The sequence below is a fragment of the bacterium genome (genome assembly GCA_022763185.1).
GTDB lineage: Bacteria > Bdellovibrionota_G > JALEGL01 > JALEGL01 > JALEGL01 > JALEGL01.
Genome location: JALEGL010000015.1, coordinates 1 through 18,953, shown reverse-complemented (window position 1 = coordinate 18,953; position 18,953 = coordinate 1). Strand labels below are relative to the sequence as shown.

General features: G+C 38.3%; 17 protein-coding genes. 4 read left to right on the top strand and 13 right to left on the bottom strand.

The annotated features are described in order from the left end of the window. Positions 1–166 precede the first annotated feature (166 nt). The 9 genes from MRY82_09660 to MRY82_09620 all read right to left on the bottom strand — a co-directional run bounded on the left by MRY82_09660 (position 167) and on the right by MRY82_09620 (position 9,196). A complete protein-coding gene (locus MRY82_09660) occupies positions 167–370 on the bottom strand; it encodes a Flp family type IVb pilin (GenBank protein ID MCI5073189.1) in 204 nt (67 codons plus the stop codon). A 21-nt stretch (positions 371–391) separates the two neighbouring features. Next, positions 392–577 (bottom strand): hypothetical protein, encoded by a 186-nt coding sequence (locus tag MRY82_09655; GenBank protein ID MCI5073188.1) that lies wholly within the window; start codon positions 575–577, stop codon positions 392–394. A gap of 202 nt (positions 578–779) precedes the next feature. Continuing rightward, positions 780–1,238 (bottom strand): plastocyanin/azurin family copper-binding protein, encoded by a 459-nt coding sequence (locus MRY82_09650; protein ID MCI5073187.1) that lies wholly within the window; start codon positions 1,236–1,238, stop codon positions 780–782. Between the two features lie 63 nt (positions 1,239–1,301). Continuing rightward, positions 1,302–3,524, bottom strand: coding sequence for a catalase/peroxidase HPI (gene katG, locus MRY82_09645; protein MCI5073186.1), 2,223 nt, complete (start codon positions 3,522–3,524; stop codon positions 1,302–1,304). A 153-nt stretch (positions 3,525–3,677) separates the two neighbouring features. Then, positions 3,678–5,756, bottom strand: coding sequence for an FHA domain-containing protein (locus tag MRY82_09640; GenBank protein ID MCI5073185.1), 2,079 nt, complete (start codon positions 5,754–5,756; stop codon positions 3,678–3,680). 55 nt (positions 5,757–5,811) lie between these two features. Then, on the bottom strand, positions 5,812–6,780 hold the full coding sequence (locus tag MRY82_09635) for an FHA domain-containing protein (protein MCI5073184.1): 969 nt from the start codon (positions 6,778–6,780) through the stop codon (positions 5,812–5,814). Between the two features lie 9 nt (positions 6,781–6,789). Further along, positions 6,790–7,884 (bottom strand): FHA domain-containing protein, encoded by a 1,095-nt coding sequence (locus tag MRY82_09630; protein MCI5073183.1) that lies wholly within the window; start codon positions 7,882–7,884, stop codon positions 6,790–6,792. Next, positions 7,881–8,159 (bottom strand): DUF192 domain-containing protein, encoded by a 279-nt coding sequence (locus tag MRY82_09625; protein ID MCI5073182.1) that lies wholly within the window; start codon positions 8,157–8,159, stop codon positions 7,881–7,883. Before MRY82_09625 ends, MRY82_09630 begins: the two co-directional genes overlap by 4 nt. A gap of 83 nt (positions 8,160–8,242) precedes the next feature. Beyond that, positions 8,243–9,196, bottom strand: coding sequence for a type II secretion system F family protein (locus MRY82_09620; GenBank protein ID MCI5073181.1), 954 nt, complete (start codon positions 9,194–9,196; stop codon positions 8,243–8,245). Positions 9,197–9,407: 211 nt separating this feature from the next. Between MRY82_09620 and MRY82_09615 the strand changes: the two genes are divergently transcribed. Further along, positions 9,408–10,769: a PEGA domain-containing protein gene (locus tag MRY82_09615; protein MCI5073180.1), complete on the top strand. Its 1,362-nt coding sequence runs from the start codon at positions 9,408–9,410 to the stop codon at positions 10,767–10,769. Between the two features lie 45 nt (positions 10,770–10,814). Next, positions 10,815–12,887, top strand: coding sequence for a DUF2298 domain-containing protein (locus MRY82_09610; GenBank protein ID MCI5073179.1), 2,073 nt, complete (start codon positions 10,815–10,817; stop codon positions 12,885–12,887). A 73-nt stretch (positions 12,888–12,960) separates the two neighbouring features. On the opposite strand, the gene MRY82_09605 is transcribed toward MRY82_09610, so the two are convergent. Then, positions 12,961–13,464: a hypothetical protein gene (locus MRY82_09605; GenBank protein ID MCI5073178.1), complete on the bottom strand. Its 504-nt coding sequence runs from the start codon at positions 13,462–13,464 to the stop codon at positions 12,961–12,963. A 47-nt stretch (positions 13,465–13,511) separates the two neighbouring features. Beyond that, entirely contained in the window at positions 13,512–14,195 is a 684-nt protein-coding gene (locus tag MRY82_09600) for a glycosyltransferase family 2 protein (protein ID MCI5073177.1), read from the bottom strand. An 85-nt stretch (positions 14,196–14,280) separates the two neighbouring features. On the opposite strand from MRY82_09600, the gene MRY82_09595 reads away from it, so the two are divergent. Beyond that, positions 14,281–15,369 carry a hypothetical protein gene (locus MRY82_09595; GenBank protein ID MCI5073176.1) on the top strand — a complete coding sequence of 363 codons (1,089 nt, stop codon included), beginning with the start codon at positions 14,281–14,283 and terminating at the stop codon, positions 15,367–15,369. Between the two features lie 47 nt (positions 15,370–15,416). Beyond that, positions 15,417–16,694 (top strand): PEGA domain-containing protein, encoded by a 1,278-nt coding sequence (locus tag MRY82_09590; protein ID MCI5073175.1) that lies wholly within the window; start codon positions 15,417–15,419, stop codon positions 16,692–16,694. Positions 16,695–16,889: 195 nt separating this feature from the next. On the opposite strand, the gene MRY82_09585 is transcribed toward MRY82_09590, so the two are convergent. Beyond that, entirely contained in the window at positions 16,890–17,237 is a 348-nt protein-coding gene (locus tag MRY82_09585; protein ID MCI5073174.1) for an AgmX/PglI C-terminal domain-containing protein, read from the bottom strand. Positions 17,238–17,241: 4 nt separating this feature from the next. Next, on the bottom strand, positions 17,242–18,953 hold a 1,712-nt coding region (locus tag MRY82_09580), incomplete at its 5' end, for a hypothetical protein (protein MCI5073173.1).

Here is an 18,953-nt window from a genome sequence, read left to right as displayed (position 1 = left end):
AGCTTGCTGGGGAAAAAGGAAGGAAGAAACCCCAGCAAGCCATCCGCTTCGTTCTTTGTTTTTATTCAATTCAACCCACCCAGGTCAGAGTTGGCACAGGGCCTCTCATCCTGAAAAATTTTATTTACAAAAACAAAAGATACGAGCGAAAACCTTTTTATTTTACTTAAGCACCTGGATCTTCCAGAGTGCTTTGTGCTTGTTCTACCGCACTGTTCATTAAGCGTTCAGTCACACTGTCTTTTGAACCAAAAATAGCACGACCAGCAAAAATGACCCCTACAGAAATCACACCAATCACCAAAGCATACTCTAAGGCGGTTTGCCCCTTTTGTTTGTTCTTTCTTAAAGTTAATTTAAAGTGTTTCATTTTTTCCTCCACTTTTATGGGTTAAGGAATGGGCAATGCGCTCATCCGGGTTAAACCCAATGAAGCATAATCCTCATTCAATAAATACAAAGCATTATCATCTCCTGCGGTGCCATAGACATTGGCTTGCACAAGACTTTGGTAAAAAAGGTAGAGCAATGTGGATATGCCCAGTACAATTAACATAGTAAGTGCATATTCAAGCATGACCTGACCCCTTTGTCTTGAGCCCTTATGAGACGTTAATGCCAACATGATTATGTATAAGAGCAATGCTCATGCCAAAGCGCGTAAATCATAAGTCTTTGATTTTAAAAGAAAATAATAAAATTAATCTATGCTCAGGGGTGAGCAAAATCTGAGCAATGAGAAAAATAGGGTCATCAAAAAGTTTAGGCTTGATGCAACGCTAAGGGGTGACGGCTTGCTTAAGATAGGCGTCGATTCTTTGTGACTGAATAGGCCATTGAGATTTATTTTTTTCAATAAAGGCTTTAGCAGCGTTTAAATTATGGGCTTTACCCACTTGAATAATGCCCAGCATGGACATGACTGCATGCGTACTGCATTGATAAATGTAAAGGCCTTCTTGCTCAAAGATATGAGTAAAGCTTTTATTTTCTGGGCTATTCCAAGCTGCAGCATGATCAGGTGTAAAAATAGATTGGCTGTTATGACCAGCATTTTTATCAACAACTTCAAAAGTGATACGATCGCCCTTTTGAATATGCATAAAAGCAGGGTCAAAGACCATGTCTTGTCCATTGTGGTGATTGTAGGCTTTAACGATATGATCTTTAGCCAAAGATGTGTTTTGCAGCAAAAAAACAAAGATTAAAAAAGGTAGAGTTTTTTTCAATATAGGCATTCTATTTTTTTCCAGTAAATGAAGCAGAGCCAGAAGACTCTGCTTCAAAAGTCGTTTTAAGGTTTAGCGCTGAGCCAAATCGAAACGATCGAGCTCCATGACTTTTGTCCAAACTTTAACAAAGTCTTGAACAAATTTTTCTTTGGCGTCGTCGGCAGCATAAACTTCGGCAATGGCTCTAAGTTCTGAACTTGAACCAAACATCAAGTCTACAGAAGTGGCCGTCCATTTTTTGGCTTGGCTTTTACGATCCGTGCCAATATACACGTTGTCTTCTTTGGCTTTTTCCCATTGGGTTGACATATCCAACAGATTGATAAAAAAGTCATTGCTTAAAATGCCTTTTCTTTGGGTTAGGACACCGTGATTGTTGCCATTAGTATTGATGTCCAAAACACGCAAGCCACCCAACAGCACCGTCATTTCTGGTGCCGATAAATCTAAGGTTGCTGACTTATCAATCATCAAAGCAATGGGTGACGAGATGTTGTCTTTTGCATAGTAGTTTCTAAAGCCATCGGCTTTGGGTTCTAAAACAGCAAAGGATTGAACATCTGTTTGTTCTTGAGTTGCATCCATACGGCCGGGTGAAAAAGGTACCGTGATGGCATATCCGCCTTTATTGGCCGCCATTTCAATACCAACTGAGCCTGATAGCACAATTAAATCTGCCAAAGAGACCTGCTTGCGTTTATTTTTTTTGTTAAACTTGGCCTGAATTTCTTTTAAAGCTTTCAAGCTTGCTTCGGTTTTTTTTGGCTCATTTACCTCCCAAGTATTTTGAGGAGCTAAGTGTATACGGGCACCATTGGCTCCACCACGCATGTCGGTGGCTCTGAAAGTTGAAGCTGAGGCCCAAGCCAAACGAACCAACTCAGAAGCACTGATTTTGGTATCTTTGATGGCACGCTTTAACTTTTTAATATCCCGAGATGAGATCAGCTTGTGTTCTCTTTTTGGAATAGGGTCTTGCCAGGTCATGGTTTCTTTTGGAACCTCTGATCCAACGTAACGACTTCTGGGTCCCATATCTCTGTGAGTTAACTTAAACCATGCTTGGGCAAAGGCTTGCGCAAATTCTTTTGGGTTTTTTTGAAAACGCAAGGCTATTTTTTTGTATGCCGGATCAAACTTCAAAGACATGTCGGTTGTAAACATGATGGGAGCATGGCGTTTGCTTTTGTCATGCGCATCGGGAACCAGTTTATCGGTTCCTTTGTTTTTAGGTATCCAAACGGTTCCACCCCCAGCTTGCTTCTTTTTTACCCAATCAAAGGCAAACAAATTGTCTAAGTATTGGTTTGTCCAGGCAATGGGGTTGGAACTCCAGGCTCCTTCGAGGCCGCCAGTGATAGTGTCTTCAGCATTGCCTTTGCCACATTTGTTTTTCCAACCAAAACCTTGTGCTTCAATTTTTTCTCCAGCGGGTGCAGGCCCTACACATTTTTCTGGTTTTTTAGCACCATGACCTTTACCAAAGGTGTGGCCTCCAGCAATCAAAGCCACAGTTTCTTCATCATTCATGGCCATGCGTCCAAAGGTTTCTCGAATATCTTTGGCTGCAGCCATAGGGTCTCCGTTACCATTTGGGCCTTCAGGATTCACATAAATCAAGCCCATGCGGGTAGCGGCTAGCGGTTTTTTTAATTGGCGCCCACGGTGATGTCTTTTTGAAGCCAAAAATGTGGTTTCTGGACCCCAATAAACCATATCAGCTTCCCAATCGTCTGTTCTACCACCGGCAAACCCCAAGGTTTCAAAGCCCATGGATTCTAAAGCAACGTTACCGGTTAACACCATCAAATCTGCCCATGATAAGCTGCGGCCATACTTTTTCTTGATGGGCCATAACAAACGTCTGGCTTTATCCAGGTTGGCATTATCTGGCCAACTGTTTAGCGGTTCAAAACGGAGTTGCCCCCCAGCAGCCCCACCTCTACCATCAAGGGTTCTGTATGTTCCAGCACTGTGCCATGCCATTCTAATAAAAAATGGGCCATAGTGACCATAGTCAGCGGGCCACCACTCTTGCGAGGTTTTCATGACTTTTTCAATATCAGCTTTAAGTTGTTTTAGATCAATTTTGCTAAAGGCTTTGGCATAATCAAAACCTTGATCTAAAGGATTGGACTCGGGGCTATGCTGACGTAAAGCCTCCAAGTTTATTCTATTGGGCCACCAAAACTGATTGCTTTTGGGGTCTAATGGATCTGAACTGTTCTGCTTGGCATAGGTATTAAGACTTAGGGCCAGCAACAGCATGACAAAGATGTTTTTTTTCAACATGGCTTCTTCCTTTGTAAGAGATAAAAAATTTAAACTGTTTTGCTACATTGGTACTAAAACAAAAAATAATCAAATATTCAAAAAATATAAAGCAATAGGAAAAACCTATGAATAGTTATGCTTATTCAATGCAGTCGATGCTGTTTTGCTTCATCAATTGCCAAGTTTTAGTTTGTCCAGTTGCTCTTTGGCTTTTTTATAATACTCATTTTGTGGATTGCTGGTAATTTGTAAAACCCTTTCAAATTGGTCCATCGCTGCTGCGGGATCATTGGCCAGTTCTAATAGAGTTAAGCCTTCGCGATAAGCTTGAGCAGCACGTTGATTGAATTCTGTTTCTAGAACGCCGAGTTCTTTGGCAATGGTTTTACTGTAGGGATAACGTTTTTTCATATCCAACAGCAGTTTATAGGCAGCATCTTGTTGCCCTTGATCAACCAGCTTTCTTGCCTCAGTCACTTGATTGAGGATGTATTGGTTGGTTTGATTTTTCATTTCTTTTAAAATATTTTGAGCAGGTGCATAGTATTGATGATCTTTTTTAGCCACCACCTGGTTAAGAAGTTTTCTGGCATTGCTGTATCGATTGTTCTCAAAATCTTCTAGGGCTTGATTAAACATTTTTCGCAGTTGCGCCAGTTCATTTTTTTTAGCCAAGTCTTGACGTTTCTGCTCTTCTTGGGTTTGTTCAAGGTGTTTAAGTGCAGCTTGACTTTCCATGTTTTGGGGATCAATACGTTTAGCTTCATTGTACACCTTCAGAGCTTCATCAAACTTTTTTTGTTCAACCAAGCGGTCGCCTTTTTCCAAGAGTTCTCTAATTTGAGTGTGTCTTCTTGAAATTTCTAAGCGCAGGTCACGTGTTTTTTGATTTTCTTCTTCACGCAGAGCATTGACTTTTTTTAAAAGTTTTAAAGCATCATTGTTTTTTGGATTACTAGATAAAATAAGCCTAATTCTAGCCTCGGCTTCATCATACTGTCCTCTAGTGAGTAATTCATTGGCATGCGATAAATGAAAAACAATAATTTTTTGAGCTTCTGCAGATAGCTTTTGCTGTTGGTTTTGGGCTTGAGCAATTTTTTTATTGAGATTTGATTTTTGCCACTGAAAACTTAATAAAGCAATGCTTAAGCCCATTACTAAAGCAATAACAGGTAAGGCAAAGGTTTTTGATAAAAAAACATGAACATGAGAGTAGTTTTCAACAAGAACCGGTGAAATCTGTGTTCTGGGTTTAGAGTCAGCTTCTACAAACTCAAAACTAGAGCCGCCAACATTGATGATATCATGATTTTTTAACTGTGTTTGATCAATAGGTAAACCGTCAACATAGGTTTCTTTTTGATCATGAAGGCTTTTTAACTCTACCTTATCTTCATGAATGGTTAAGGTTGCGTAAGTCGAGGCAGAGTTGTCCATGATTTCTTGCGTTTTAATATCATCGTCGTTTGCGGTACCTAAGGTAAGTTCTTCTTTATCAAGAGGTATTTGTTGACCAATTCTATTGTCATCCAAACAGACTAGACGCCGTGCAGTGTCTTTTTGGTTTTCTTCAATAATAGCTGTTTTTTGTTCGGCATCTTCGTGATCGAGCTGTTCAACTTCAACCGCATCCTCTTCACTCAAAGCATCTTGTAAAATGGTTTTGTCTTCATGGTTGCCAGAGTTTTCTGATAAAACGCTTGTAGGAGCATTTTCTAGGCGATTGGTTTTTTGTTTCTTAATATGCTTTTCTAGTTCTTTTTCCTGGGTGGGAGCCTCATGGTCAACAGCATCAATAATAACTTCTGTCTTTGCTTGAGGGGTGTCACTTACATTTTCTTTGGTGTTTTCTGTGTTGTCAGCACTGACAGCAATGGCTTGTAAAAAAGCATCACTGGTCTGGTTTTGATCTTGGTGGGATTTTTTCTCACTTTTTTTTGTAGAAGCTTCTCTTTTCATGATGTCAGAGGCCAACATCAGCTGAAACGAGCCTATAAAAAAATGCTCACCATTTTGAAGCGTTGCTTGTTTAATTTTTTTACCTTTAAGACGGGTTCCATTATCGCTATCCAAGTCATTAAGTATCCATGTATCATTAACTCGTTCTAGCATGGCATGTTTTCTGGATATGTGTGGGTCAGGTAAAATTACATCACAATGTTTTGATCGGCCAATCAAAATTTTTTGATTTTGTCCAAGGTCTTTTTCTTGTACAAGTTGGCTATCTCTTTTTACAATAATCTTCATGGGCTACATTTGTGATGTAAAAACATCTATGACACATTGATAGGGTGAGTTCAAACTATTTCCCTGTAAATTTTTCTTGGGCTTCTTTAATCTGGGTTTCAATTTTGCGACTTAAATCTTCATCCAGGTTTTTTGCTAAAGATAGCGCCTTTTGCCATTCTGTGATGGCTTTATCGTAGTTGAGTTTTTCATATTCGCGTAAAGCATTTTCTTCATATTGAGTTATTTTGTTTTTTAAGGTTTTTTCTACAAAAGCCAATTGATCAGTATTGTTTTTAGAGGGATCTATTTGTGTCATTTGTTTTAATATTTTATGAGCCGCAGGATAATCTTCCAAACTCAGAGCACTGGTTAAGTCTTGTTTTAAATTATCAATTTTAACGGCTTGTAAAGCACCATCAGTAGAGGGGCTTGGAGTTAAGTTTTCTGGTGAAGATACCTTGGTTTGGTTTGTGGTGTTTTGAGCGGGGGTGAAAGCATTGTTGACGCGTTGAGCAGCTTGAGTCGGCGGTATTTCAGTTGAAGGTGTATTTATTTCCCCTGCTTGAGCATTCGGCGAGGTTTTTTTTGCCTCGGGTGCATGCGGTTGAAAAAACAGCAACTGCAATAATATGGGCAAGGTGAGTAATAGAGCGCTTGCCAGCAAGCGATTATTTTTTTGTTGAAGCCAAGCGTTAATTTTTTGTAACCCAATGATATTCGATGTTGAAGAAGTGTTTCTTGATATCAGTTTAAATGTTGCTTTAGCCTCACCAATTTGAAAAAAATCTTGGCCTTTAATGCGGTGAGTACTTATTTTTTGTTGATTGATATAAGTACCATTTTTACTTTTTAAATCCGTCAACCATAGATGATTATCTTTAAACTCTAATTTAGCATGATTGCGTGATACAGCATGTTCAGGAATAACAATATCATTCTCATCCGTGCGACCAATGATGATCTCCGGCCCGATAAGTGTGATTTTTTTATTTTTTAAAGCACCACTTTTTCCAATCAGGTGCCAATAAGAATCATTATGCATATTCTGGGTCTACCTTTTTTCTTCTATCGCTTGGTCCACAGCTTCATACAAAGGTTCCCACTCTTTGAATGGCGTTTCTTCTTTACCATAACTTTCTCCCGAGCGCCATTTGTGGATGTATTCAGCTAATTTGGTGATGGGTTTAGAAAAAACTTTGCTAAGTAAAAAGGTTAACATTAGGGAAAAAACAAAGGACAGTAAGAGTAAAATACTTTTATTTTTTGTCATTTGCGTATTGAGCTGCTCATTGATTTGCATAGAAATCATCAATTTGGCAACACCTAAGATTTCAAATTGTCCCAAAGCTTTATTAAAAATCCGGATCGGATGCACAACAGTGATTAATTTTTGTTTTTCATCGATTCGAGGTAATACTTTACGGTTAGAGTTTTGTGTTAAGGCTTCTTCAACTAAACTATCTTTATCCAGTCGATTGCGATAATTGATTGGAGCTAAAACTTTTTTATTGGTATCTATGATAAAGGCTTCTAAAACCATGGCTTCTTCTTTGATGGCTTGAGTATCAATCAAAAGTTCTGCATCTTTTTCTAATAAGAAGTTTTTATTTCTTTCTGCCAACAATTGCACCAAAATATACGCACGATCCAGAGTGTTTTGCTTAAAGTTTTGTTTGATTAAGGTTTGGTAACTTGTGCTGGCAATAGCAAAGTAGATTAAAAAGCCAAGGCTTAAGCAGAGTAAAAAAAATGGGAACAAAGATCGGGGTCTGATTTTATCAGCGATGACTTTGGTTGCAGCCAAAACTTTGGTCTTTGAGTCTTGAGATACTGGCCTGATAGCATCTTGGGGTTTTTGATCCAAGTTATGATATTGAATAACAATATCACCCAACAAAATTTGATCACCGTGCTGAATGTTACAGGTTGTGATAAAACGACCATTAACCGCTGTACCATTAGCGCTGCCTTTATCTAAAACAGTAACCTGTTGATCGGTCACCACCAGCTCAGCATGAACGCGAGAGATTTGTTGTGAAACAATTTGAATATCGGCTTGTTCACCTCTCCCTAGCGTCAGTTTTCCAATAGCTAAAGGAACATCCTGCGTACCTTCTTGTGAAATGATGCGAATAAAATGTTTCATGGAGTTTTCTCCACAAATAAAAGTTGATCACCAATGCACAGTTGATGTCTGTCAACAGAGCCTTGAGACATTTCAAGAACGGAGCAGGCATTAAAAACAATGGGTGTTAAGCGAAAAGGTTTTAAGTTTTTATACAGTCGAACAATGGTTTTATCTTTATCTAAAAATGCAACATCAATATTAAAGCGCATAAAAAATGTTTGGATGGAGTTACAAGGGACAATCCATAAGGCATGGTCAGCGTCTAGGTATTTATGCCTCAATAAACCAATCATTCTATCCTTTAAAGAACTAGCTTTTGTGACATGACTTAACAACGGTGAGCTTTTGTTTTGGTTTTTATGCACACAAAATAACATTATAAAAAACCACCGCGTAAAAAATTAAGCACTGCCGGCCCTAGGAGGATGCAAATGGCAGCCGGTAAAATACAAAAAACCAAAGGCAATAAAATGAGTTGTGAAGCTTTTGCACCAGCTACTTCAGCCATTTGAAAGCGTTTGCTGCGCAGTTGATCAGACTGCGCTCTTAGGACATCTCCAATAGATGCTCCCAATTGATCGGTTTGAATCAAAAGTGTGGTTAACGAGGTCAGCTCCTCTAGTTGTAGCTTTGCACTCATTTTTCTTAAAGCTTCTGATCGGGTGGCGCCCAGCCTAATTTCTCTGAGCATGGATTGCAGTTCTACGGTGAGGGGATTACTTTGAGTTTTTCGGGTTAAACGGGCTATCGCATCCATAAAGTCCAAACCGGACTCAACGGATAGTGTGAGTAAGTCTATGGTTGTGGGTAGATGTTTGAGCAAGCTTTTTTTACGGATATCAATGATTTGCTTGAGCCATATATCTGGAAAGTAAAAGCCTAAAATTGCAGCAAGCAATAAAACAAAACCATTTTGTTCACTGTTTAAACCGGCAAAAAGCATGGCAATGATTAAAGGCATTAAGAGAATTAGAACAAAACGCATGGCAATAAACTCATCAGGAGAAATTTCATTTCTAAGGTTTGCCGTGGTGAGCATGGGATCAAGCCGTTTTTTTTCTTTTTGTAGGTAGTTTGCCCACAGTTTAGCAACTGGAGAGTGATGGTTCAGATAAAGCAAAGGCGATAAGGCACTGTAAAAAGGGTAAAGGTATTTTAACAAAGCAGTGTTTTGTGGCATGGCATTTTTTTCAACAACCCCTAAGCGTCTTCGTATGGCAGCTTGCTTTTCATCGGGCAAGATGTACAAAACAATAAAAAAAATTGCGCCCGCCATGGCAGTAAAGATCAATGCATCAATAATGATACTTATGTTTATTCCGTCAATCATAATTATCTGAAAGTTCATTTTACTATTAAGACCGCTAAATTGCTAGGTTCATTGTCATAACAGCACAAAATTAAGTTTTTGATCATGTTCATAAATATTAAAAATTTGCATGATGGATGAAAAAATAAGATGATTGTAGTATACTTTGGGTATTAGAAATAAAATGAATTCATTAAAGCTATACATGTTGTTAAGCATGGGTGCGATTTTTATGGAAAGACTATCAATTAGAATGAACAAACAAATTTTTTTAAGCGTTATTTTTGTACTGACCAGCCTTGTTACGGCAGCTTCAAAAGGTTCTACGCAGACAGCGGTGGTGGGGTTAAGAACCGATAATTACAGTTTTGAAAAAACTGTGCGCAATGAAGTTTCAAAAAGACTATCAGGCCAGCGCAATGTTTCTCTAATTCCCGAGGTGGTCACCCACAACTATGTTTCTGATCTATGGCGAGAAGAAGCAAAGAACTCCAAAAATAAAATTAGATTGGCCAGGAAGTATTTTATTGAAGGTAAAAAATTGTATGACAAATTGGTACTTGATCAAGCCATTCGTCAATTTAACCGCTCTGTTAACGCGTATCGTGAGGGTGTAGGAGCTTTAAAAGACAATCGCTACCTGCTGGTTTCACACTTGTATTTGGGCATGTCTTTGATTGTTTTGGGTAAAGAAAGAGAAGGTCAGCAATATATTCGTGAAATGATTATTTTGGACCCCAAAAGAGATGACAGGGTACTGTCCAAGCGTGAATTTCCACCTAGAGTGATTGAATTGCATAAAGCCTTAACCCAAAAAGTTTTAAAAGGACCTTCAGGCCAGCTTAATATAGAAGTAGAGCCAGCTGACGCAAAAATTTATCTCAATGGTTTACTGCAAAAAACAGATGGCCCATTTTCTACACAGTTGCCTGTAGGAGAGCATTTTGTGGTGGTTGAGAGGAAAGGTTATCGGCAGGTGGCCAAGCCTATACAAATCCGTTCAAAACCCAACTTTATTAAAATTAAACTAGAAGAGTGGCAACCTTTGTCACCTTATTCTTTGCAAAGACGCAATAACCTCATTGCTTTGGATGATTTGGGTAATATCTCTAAAGAGTTATCCGCTAAAATGTTGATTTTAGGGAGTATTGAGCCAGTCCCCAACAAAGATGATACCTATGTTTTATTGGGACAGGTCTACGATGCACGTTCTAGAGAATTTTCTAAAATACAAAAAGTAGAAACCAGTTTGGGTAGAATGGATAAAGCGGCCAAAAGCTTTGCCCGCAAGATCAGCAATCAGATTACCACCCAAGGTTTAGTTGTTGCAGATATTAGAACGGCCGGGAGTTCACCCGTTGCTTATGATCAAGCTCAGGATTTTGAAAAAAAGATCAGCAAGAACTACTTTGATAAAAAGGCTCAAAGCAAGAAAAAGATCAAGAATAAAAAAGGTATGCCAACTTGGATGAAAAACAAGTGGGTTTGGTACGGTGTAGGAGCAGCTGCGGCCCTTGCTGGAGGTTATGTTTTGTATGATCAAGTGTTGGCGGGATCAGATAAAAATACTTTAACCATTACGCCCAGTCCTTAAAGCAGTATGGTTGCTTTTGTAACTTTTTATTGAGAAAACAACTCTATGTTTCATGGCTATGTATTGCAATGGTTTTTAGCACTTTTAATGCTACGTTTGCTTGTTCATGTTGCACTGAAACGAGAATATTTTAGTCAACACAAAGCTGCTTTGGGCATGCCTTTGTTTTTAGCGCTATGGGCATTTTTTTATTGGTTGATGGGCAGTTTTTTGCCTTTGGCCATAGGGAATGCCCAGGTCTATTTGGCTTTATTGACGGCGGGTATAGCGCTCCTCTATAAAACAGATAATATTTTAGCCGAGTGTAAGCGTTACTTTATCCAAGATAAGTTGGAACAGATCTTATTTTGGGGAACACTGTTATTTACCGTGTATCTTCGGCAGCATTTCCCAGATATGGATACCGGTGAAAAATATTCAGACATGGCTATTTTTCAAGCGGTCTTGTTAGATGTTCAATTTCCACCTATGGATCGCTGGTTATCGGGATATCCTTTAAATTACTATTACTTTTCTCATTTGTTGTTTGTTCCTCTGGTGCGCATTTTAGATATTCCTCCGCATTGGGCTGTGAATCTCATTACGTGTACGGTCCCAGCTATTTTAGTTAGCAGCAGCTATGCTTTTTTACGACAAAGACAAGCAAGGCGAGCTTTTGCCCTATTGGGGGCTTTTTTTATGTTTTTTGCGGGCAATTGGCAGTGGTTGGCTTGGGCAGTCAACAGCATCAGCACAAAAAAAGTTTTTTGGTGGTGGGATTCATCTCGAGCCATACCCAACACGATTACTGAGTTTCCTTTCTTTTCTTTTTTACTGGGAGATATGCATGCGCATTATACAAGTTTAGCCTTTGTTACCCTCAGCTTTGTATTGATGTTGAATGTCCGCAAAAAATTTGATCAGAACGATAAGGTTTCAAAGTGTTTTTTATTTTTAATTTTACCCATCGTTGTGGGCATGCATTACATGATGAACTCTTGGCATTTACCGTTTATGGTGCTGCTGTGTTTGATTTGTTTTTGGCGGTATCCAAAATATGTGTTGGCCCTGTTGACTTTGGCTTGCCTGTATTTTGCGCCTTTTTGGCTCAATTATCATCCGCCAAAAAATACCATTGGTTTGTTTTATGTGCAAAAGAGCATGCGCAGTCCCTTAGTGGAGTTTTTATTGCATTGGGGGCCAATGTTCAGCATGTTGCTCTTGCTTTATGGACAGCAGCTGATCAGTCAAAAGCTGTGGCACAAGATTAAAAAAAATAAGCCAAAGTCGGTGCTAATCTTCTTTTTGTTGAGTGCTTTTTTGCTGGCAAGCTATTTACTGTTGGGACCAGCACCCATGATGATACTGCTCTTCTTAGTTTTGTTTGTTGTACTAGGCTATCCATCTCAACTAAAAAACAATTGGTCTGTTGGGGTTTTATTGTTGAGCCTATTGACCATCTTAGGCTGTGAGTTTATCAGTGTTGATGTGACCTATGGTCCCAAGTTTTACCGCATGAACACAGTATTTAAATTTTATTATTTAGCGTGGTGGGGAATGGCACTGAGTTTACCCATGTTACTTGATCAGCAAAACAGTTTGAAAAAGACTTGGCTAAAAGGTGTCGTTGGTGTTTTTGTGGCTTTAAGTTTGTATTATCCGATAAAAGCAACATCGCAACGTTTAAAAGAAAGAAGCCAGGAAAAACGAACATTGGATGGCTTGCGTCAGTGGTATAAAGTTTTTCCAGGACATCAACAAGCCATCAGCTGGTTACAGAACAATACCGATGTTAGAGATGTCATATGGGAAATGCCGGGAGGTGGATTTTCCAGGTATGCACGGATGGCCACATTCAGCGGAAGGCCTTCTGTATTGGGTTGGTTGGGACATGAGCAGATCTGGCGTGATGGCGGTTTTTTTATTGCCAATGCGCGTCTTGAGCAGTTTAAGAAAATCAATCAAATGCCCAGCATGACCGCCATTCAAGGCTTTATTGAGCAATATCACGTGCGCTGGATTGTTGTGGGTAATCTTGAACGTAAAGATTACAGCCCAGAGCTCTTGTATTTACTGAGCAAGTTTCCCGTGGTTTTTGATAATGGTGATGTTGTGATTTACCAAGCCCGCAATGAATAGCCTATCCTACAGCTTATTAAGGATTGGCAGCCAAGAAGCTATCAAAAACGGAGAGCGTTACAATTTGCAATAATTAATCTTTGCAAAAAGCAAAATCTTGAAAGCCAACGCTATCACAGTTATTGGTATCATCTACTTCTTTAAAACAAATATTGATGGTGTTTAACTTTGGACGACTAAAATCAATAAAGCAGTCCGCTTCACCTCTATGGGTGGGGGTATTGTTGGCATCGTAAGCAATCATTCTAATGATATAAGGTTTGCTTTGATCGAGTTGACTGGTTTTGATGGTAAACTTTGCCTTGGTAGGGTCCAAACCCACAGCACTGTTGGGGTATTCAATTTTATCACCACCTTGTACAGCAACATAGGGAGTAGCAACGGGGTTTGGAAGCTCTTCAACAACAAAATAAACACCTTTATGACCGTCTTGTTGCATTGCCGTGGATATATCACTTTTGATGGCTGCCTCTCCAGGAGGGGTAAGCACATTGACTTCAATGTTGTCGCCGCTGCTGCCGCAGGAGCTTAGAAATAAGCTTAAAGCAAAAGAAAGATATAAAACGCTGCGTGTCATTTCTTTATAGTACCATATTTTTATAAATGCATAAAATCAGTTGTTTATTAAAGATTGAATTTGAGCGTAAACATTTCTTTAAGAGTCAGCAGGATATGAAACCACTTTACCGTACTTTGGCCATGCTGGCGCGCAAAGTGCTTTACACCAATTTCATGCAAAGCATAACCTTGACGTTTGGCTTTGATCAGAATTTCAGCATCAATCAAGAACTTTTTTGATTCAATGCTGATATCTTGAAACAGGGCTTTGGGAAACAATTTAAACGCACAATCAATGTCTTTAACATCCAAACCAAAAAACAAGTTGATCAAAAAGCGATAGCCTTTGGCCATAAAAATACGCAAAGGCTTATCTTGCCGGTCTATGCGGTAGCCAATCACAAGGGTTTTTTCATGTTTGACGGCATAAAATTTTTTAATTTCATTGAGATCAAATTGCAAGTCAGAGTCGGTATAAAAAACATATTGACCGTTGGCGGCCAAAAAACCATCTTTTAAACTTTGCCCATAACCAAGGTTGTGATCATGTTCTATAATCCGTATGATTTTTGGGTAAGTTTCTTTAAAGCGATTTAGAATATTTTGTGTTTTATCCGTACTGCCATCATTGACAATGATAAGCTCAAAGTTAATGCCACTTTCCTGAAGAACTTGCATCGTTGAGTTAAGCAAGGGGGGTAAATTATCTTCTTCATTGTAAGCAGGGTAGATTATCGATAAGTCAATCATAGATGGGGATAAAACTTTAGGTCTTTATAAAATTAAAAACAATGTTAAAATGTAACAATGGTCAACAATAGCAAGATGAGCTGGAATGTATAGAAAATCAATATTTTTTGTCACAAAAAAACAGCTCTTTTTATGGGCCGTTTTATGGCTTGTTTTTTGTTTTATTTATGGGGTCAGCGCTAAAGAAAAAGTGATGGTTTTGGGTTTAGCTGGAGCGCAGGCGGTAAATATAAGAAGCAATGTAGCAAAGGTTTTGTCAAAACACCCCAAGCTCCAAGCCATGACACTTGATGATCATGCAAAGGCATCGGCAAAAAAAAAGTCTAAAAAACAAAATGTTACAGCTGTACATGAACAGTTACACCAAGCAAAAAAACATTATTATGCGCTTGAATACGATGACGCCAGTCAAAAATTGCTTAAAGCCATTGAAAGCTATACACATGACCATCTGTATACACAGGAAACCGTTTCAGGCTTGATGGCCACATATTTTTATTTGGCTTTAACACAATTGGAATTAAATCAAAAAACAAAGGCAGCTCAGTCGATGCAAGCCTACATTTATATCAAGTTTGGCGTTGATGATGGAAGAAAAACAAAAAAAGAACTTTCAAAAAAGAAATACTCTCCAAAAGTACAAACGCTATACAATAATACATTAAAGACGATGCAGCATTTACCCAAAGCCAAAATTAACTTTATTTCGTATAAACCGGTGGACAAAATTTGGATCAATGGTCAATCTTATCCTGTACAGGACTTAGATAAAATCAACCTTTATCAAGGGCAATATTATATTTATAGTGCAGATAATAAAGGCTTGCCACTTTACTCCGCACAGGTTCAATTAAAAAAAGGCTCTAATATTTTGTCCTTAAAAGAGCCGGTAAAAACCCCCATAAAAAAGCCGGATCCTACAGGCATGAAGTTTCGGTTTGAATGGAGTAATGATGGAAAGAAGCTGCATTTAAATCCAGAGATAAAAAAAGTTTTGTCAACGCTTGCAATGCGATACAATACAAATAAGTTTGTTTTGCTCAGCTTTAGGCAACAAAAGATCTATGTTAGTTTTTTTGAGCAGACAACACAAAAGCAGACAATAGCTTTTGAAGTAAAGCAAATAAACAGCATTTTGGATTATTATCAGCGGACTTTTAAAGCAGAGATATAAAATTAAAGAGAAGTAGTTTAATGAAAAATAATATAATAAAGCATTCTATGAAAATAACATCGCGTATTGGGATTTATTTAGTTTTGCTGTTGGTGATGACCGGCTATGGCCAAAGTTATAGAAATATTTATGTGGGTGGTTTGCACATTGTTGATGATGGGCAACGTAGATTTTCAAGGCAAGATTTAAATAGAGAGTTATTAACCAGCGTTGAAAATGAAAAGTTTTTCCGTATGATTTCATTGGCTAAAGTGAATAATTTTAAACGTAACTTTATAGATGAAAGTCCAAGTCAGACGGTAACAAATAATGAAGATCTAAAAAGAGCTAAAAAGCTGTTAACATCAGGAAAACAGATGTATCATCAGTTGAATTTTGAAAAAGCCCGAGACAGCCTGTCGTTGAGTAAGAAGTTATTTATTAAAAATTTGCAATACCTTAGAAGCAACCATGATTTACTGGAAGCGCACTTGTATCTTGGCATGACATGGTTGGCCATTAAAAAAGAAAAAGATGCTTACAATGAGTTTAAAAAAGTAGCTTACCTAGATCCCAATTTTGAAATGAATGAAAGCCAATACTCGCCAGCGGTCATCCCTGTTTTTGAAACAGCACGCAGTGAAGTAAAATCAAAAACAGTGAGTCAAGTCACTGTTAGTGGGCAACAAGACAATATGAATGTTTATGTGAATGGTCGTTTGATGGGAAAAACACCGGTTAGTATAAAACTGTATGCAGGCGATTATTTTTTTCTTGTTGAAAAACCGGGTTTGGAGCCTTGGTACAAATTGGAAAAAATCAGACGCGCCCAGCAGACGGTTGAAAGTCAAAATAAAATTCGTGTTGATGAAAAGCAATGGTCCTATGTTTTTAGAACCAGAGAAGGCAATGCCAAAAACACTGAAGAGACTCAAATGCTGATAGAAGAAGCTAAAAGTCAAGGAGCAGATTATATTCTGCTCAGTAGCTTGGAAAAAAATATCAACTACCGACTTATGGGGCAAGTGTACAACATCAACAAAAAGACATTTTCAGATGTGGTGATGTTCAATGTAGAAAAAGGTTTAGGGGATTTTCCTGGGGCAGTGGATGAAATGGTCGTAACTTTAAAAAACATGATTCAAGGCACAAAGCCCAACTTGAAGCTGGGTGTTGCTGAGTATGGTCCTGCGCCCAGTCCACAGCGCAGCATGCAACCCAAGAAAAAATGGTACAAGCAGTGGTGGATTTATCCAGTAGCAGCCGGTATTTTGGTAGGCAGCATTGTGGCTGCAGGTGAGCTGGGCGGAGGCTCGGGTGGAACCATTGTGATTAATAACAATTGATAAGTGACAGATTTAAAAAACCAAAAGCATTTTTTATAGCAAACTATTTTAGGCTTGCTGCATTTGGATTTACGCAGAGTTCATTCAGCGAGCCCTTACACAATGCAAGGAGAGACTAAGTAAGTTTAAGAAATCTGCTTGTGTCGCAACAATAAGATTAAACACTATAATAGCTATATCAAAAGCACTTATTTTTTATTTAGAGTTAAAGGTGAAGGGGTAAACCACTTCAACAATACCTTTTTTTGGTTTTGGAAATTGTATTTTAGCAATTTCATGGGCTACACAGGTTTCAACAATAAGGTTGTTTAAACTGTTCTCAACTAAACGTACTGCAGTGACGCGTCCTTTTAAACCAATAACAAATTTATAACTTAACTTTCCGGCTAAAGAGGGATCTTTTAAAACTTGTTGCTGATAACACTGTCGAATGGGCTTTAACTTTGCGCGAATTCTCTTTTGAATAGCAGAATCATTCACGCTTTGTTTAGAAAAACACAAACCAACAATACAAAAGACCGTCAGATAGAATGTTTTTTTCATAAAATTAACCCTCTAGCCAAAAGCCAAACTTAAAAGCGTTTAGCTCACCAAATGTTTGTAAGTAACCATCAAAAGGTTGAGCTGGATCAATATCTGCTGGAAAATTTCGGCTTCTTTTTTCTTCTGGAAGAGTCAAGCTGTTTTTATGAAAAGTAATAGGGTCATAAATAACAACCGCAGGGTTGGTGTTTCTTACCTCTGTGACGACTTCAAAGGTGTTATTAATTGGGTCAAGAGACGGCTCAAACTTTAAACGTCGAACCGTATCAGCAAAGTGAAAACGTGAGCTAACGGTTTGACTAGCTTTTCTGATATCTCTGCTGTCTAAATTGAATTGTCCTGTAAATTGGAAGTTTATTCTGGTGGCTTGTTGTTTTTTAATGCCGGAAACCACAATGGATGGCAAATTCATATACTCTCCAACTCTGTCGCCATCGTGAAGATCAAAAGAAACAATATCAAGACCTACCAGCAGTTTGTTTTTGTTATCATTACTTTCAATGACAACGCTAGAGTGAGGTTTAGAGATCTTAAAAACACCTGAGACTTCATCAGGGGCGTTAGGCATGGTATCCAAGAATGCTATGTAAGCGTTATCATTTAAAATCCCAGTTTCCAGCGTATTTGAGCATATATAGACATTCCAAGTTGTTCGCTTGGTATTATTTGCGATATGTTTAATGGGGAGTAAGAAAAAGTCATTAAGAATTTCTTTTATTTTAGGAACACTTTCAGACAGATCAGTTAATTTTTGTTTAGTTGTATCAAAGTAATCGAGCAAGGTGTATCTCCCGTTAAGACTAACGCCAAAACGATAAGCATAGTTATTACACTGACTAATCATTTCTTGGTTACTAATGACAGTGGTACCATAGAGAGGGTTGTTTTCCTTCTCTTGTTTTAATAAGTCTTCCTCTATAGCTTGAGGTTGCTTAAAATACTGCCCAGGATGTTCAGTTGAGACTTCAGAAGATCCTTGACGCATATTGCTTTCAAAGTTGGCCAAATCAAAGTTATCGTCAGCACTATGTGGGCTTACAACATTTGGTGAGGCAGAAGCGATGATTTTCGCCCCTAAGGTTTTATAAACATCTTGGTTATGTTGAACATACTCAACCGATGTAACATTCATATCACCAGCGATGAGGTAGGGAAGCGAAGAAAATTGCGCTAAAAGTAAGGATTCATACTCTTCATAACTGGGGGTTGGGATGTTTCTTGCGCCTATTTTTACAGTAACCGGAGATTCAATGTTTTTATGTAAATTGCCCAAGTCATCCAAAGGAATTAAAAATTGCAAACGTTTAAGGGACCGAGCATATTTTTTATCCTCAACTGGAATTTGGGGTTTAAGGTCAGGATTGGCACAGATGCTGTACATAGATTTATCAGTATTCAGTTGATAAAATAAGGTGTGTTGATCTAGTTCACCTATAAGATGACTTTTTGTTACAGTTTTTAAATTGTTCACAACATCAGGATAAGCGGTGTAATAAGCTCTATAACTTACCTCAACATTTAGGTGTTTTTGTCCATCAGCACCGTTATGGATAACAATGGGGTTAAACTCATTCCGTTTGAAAAATTTAATTTTTTCTGTAGCAGTGTTTTTAAAATTAGCATCATCAAAGTAACCCATATACTCTTCATCATTGAAGCAGATATTAATAGTGTGCTGTGCACCGTCTTTAGAGGCCAATAAAGTCTGAGCCGTAT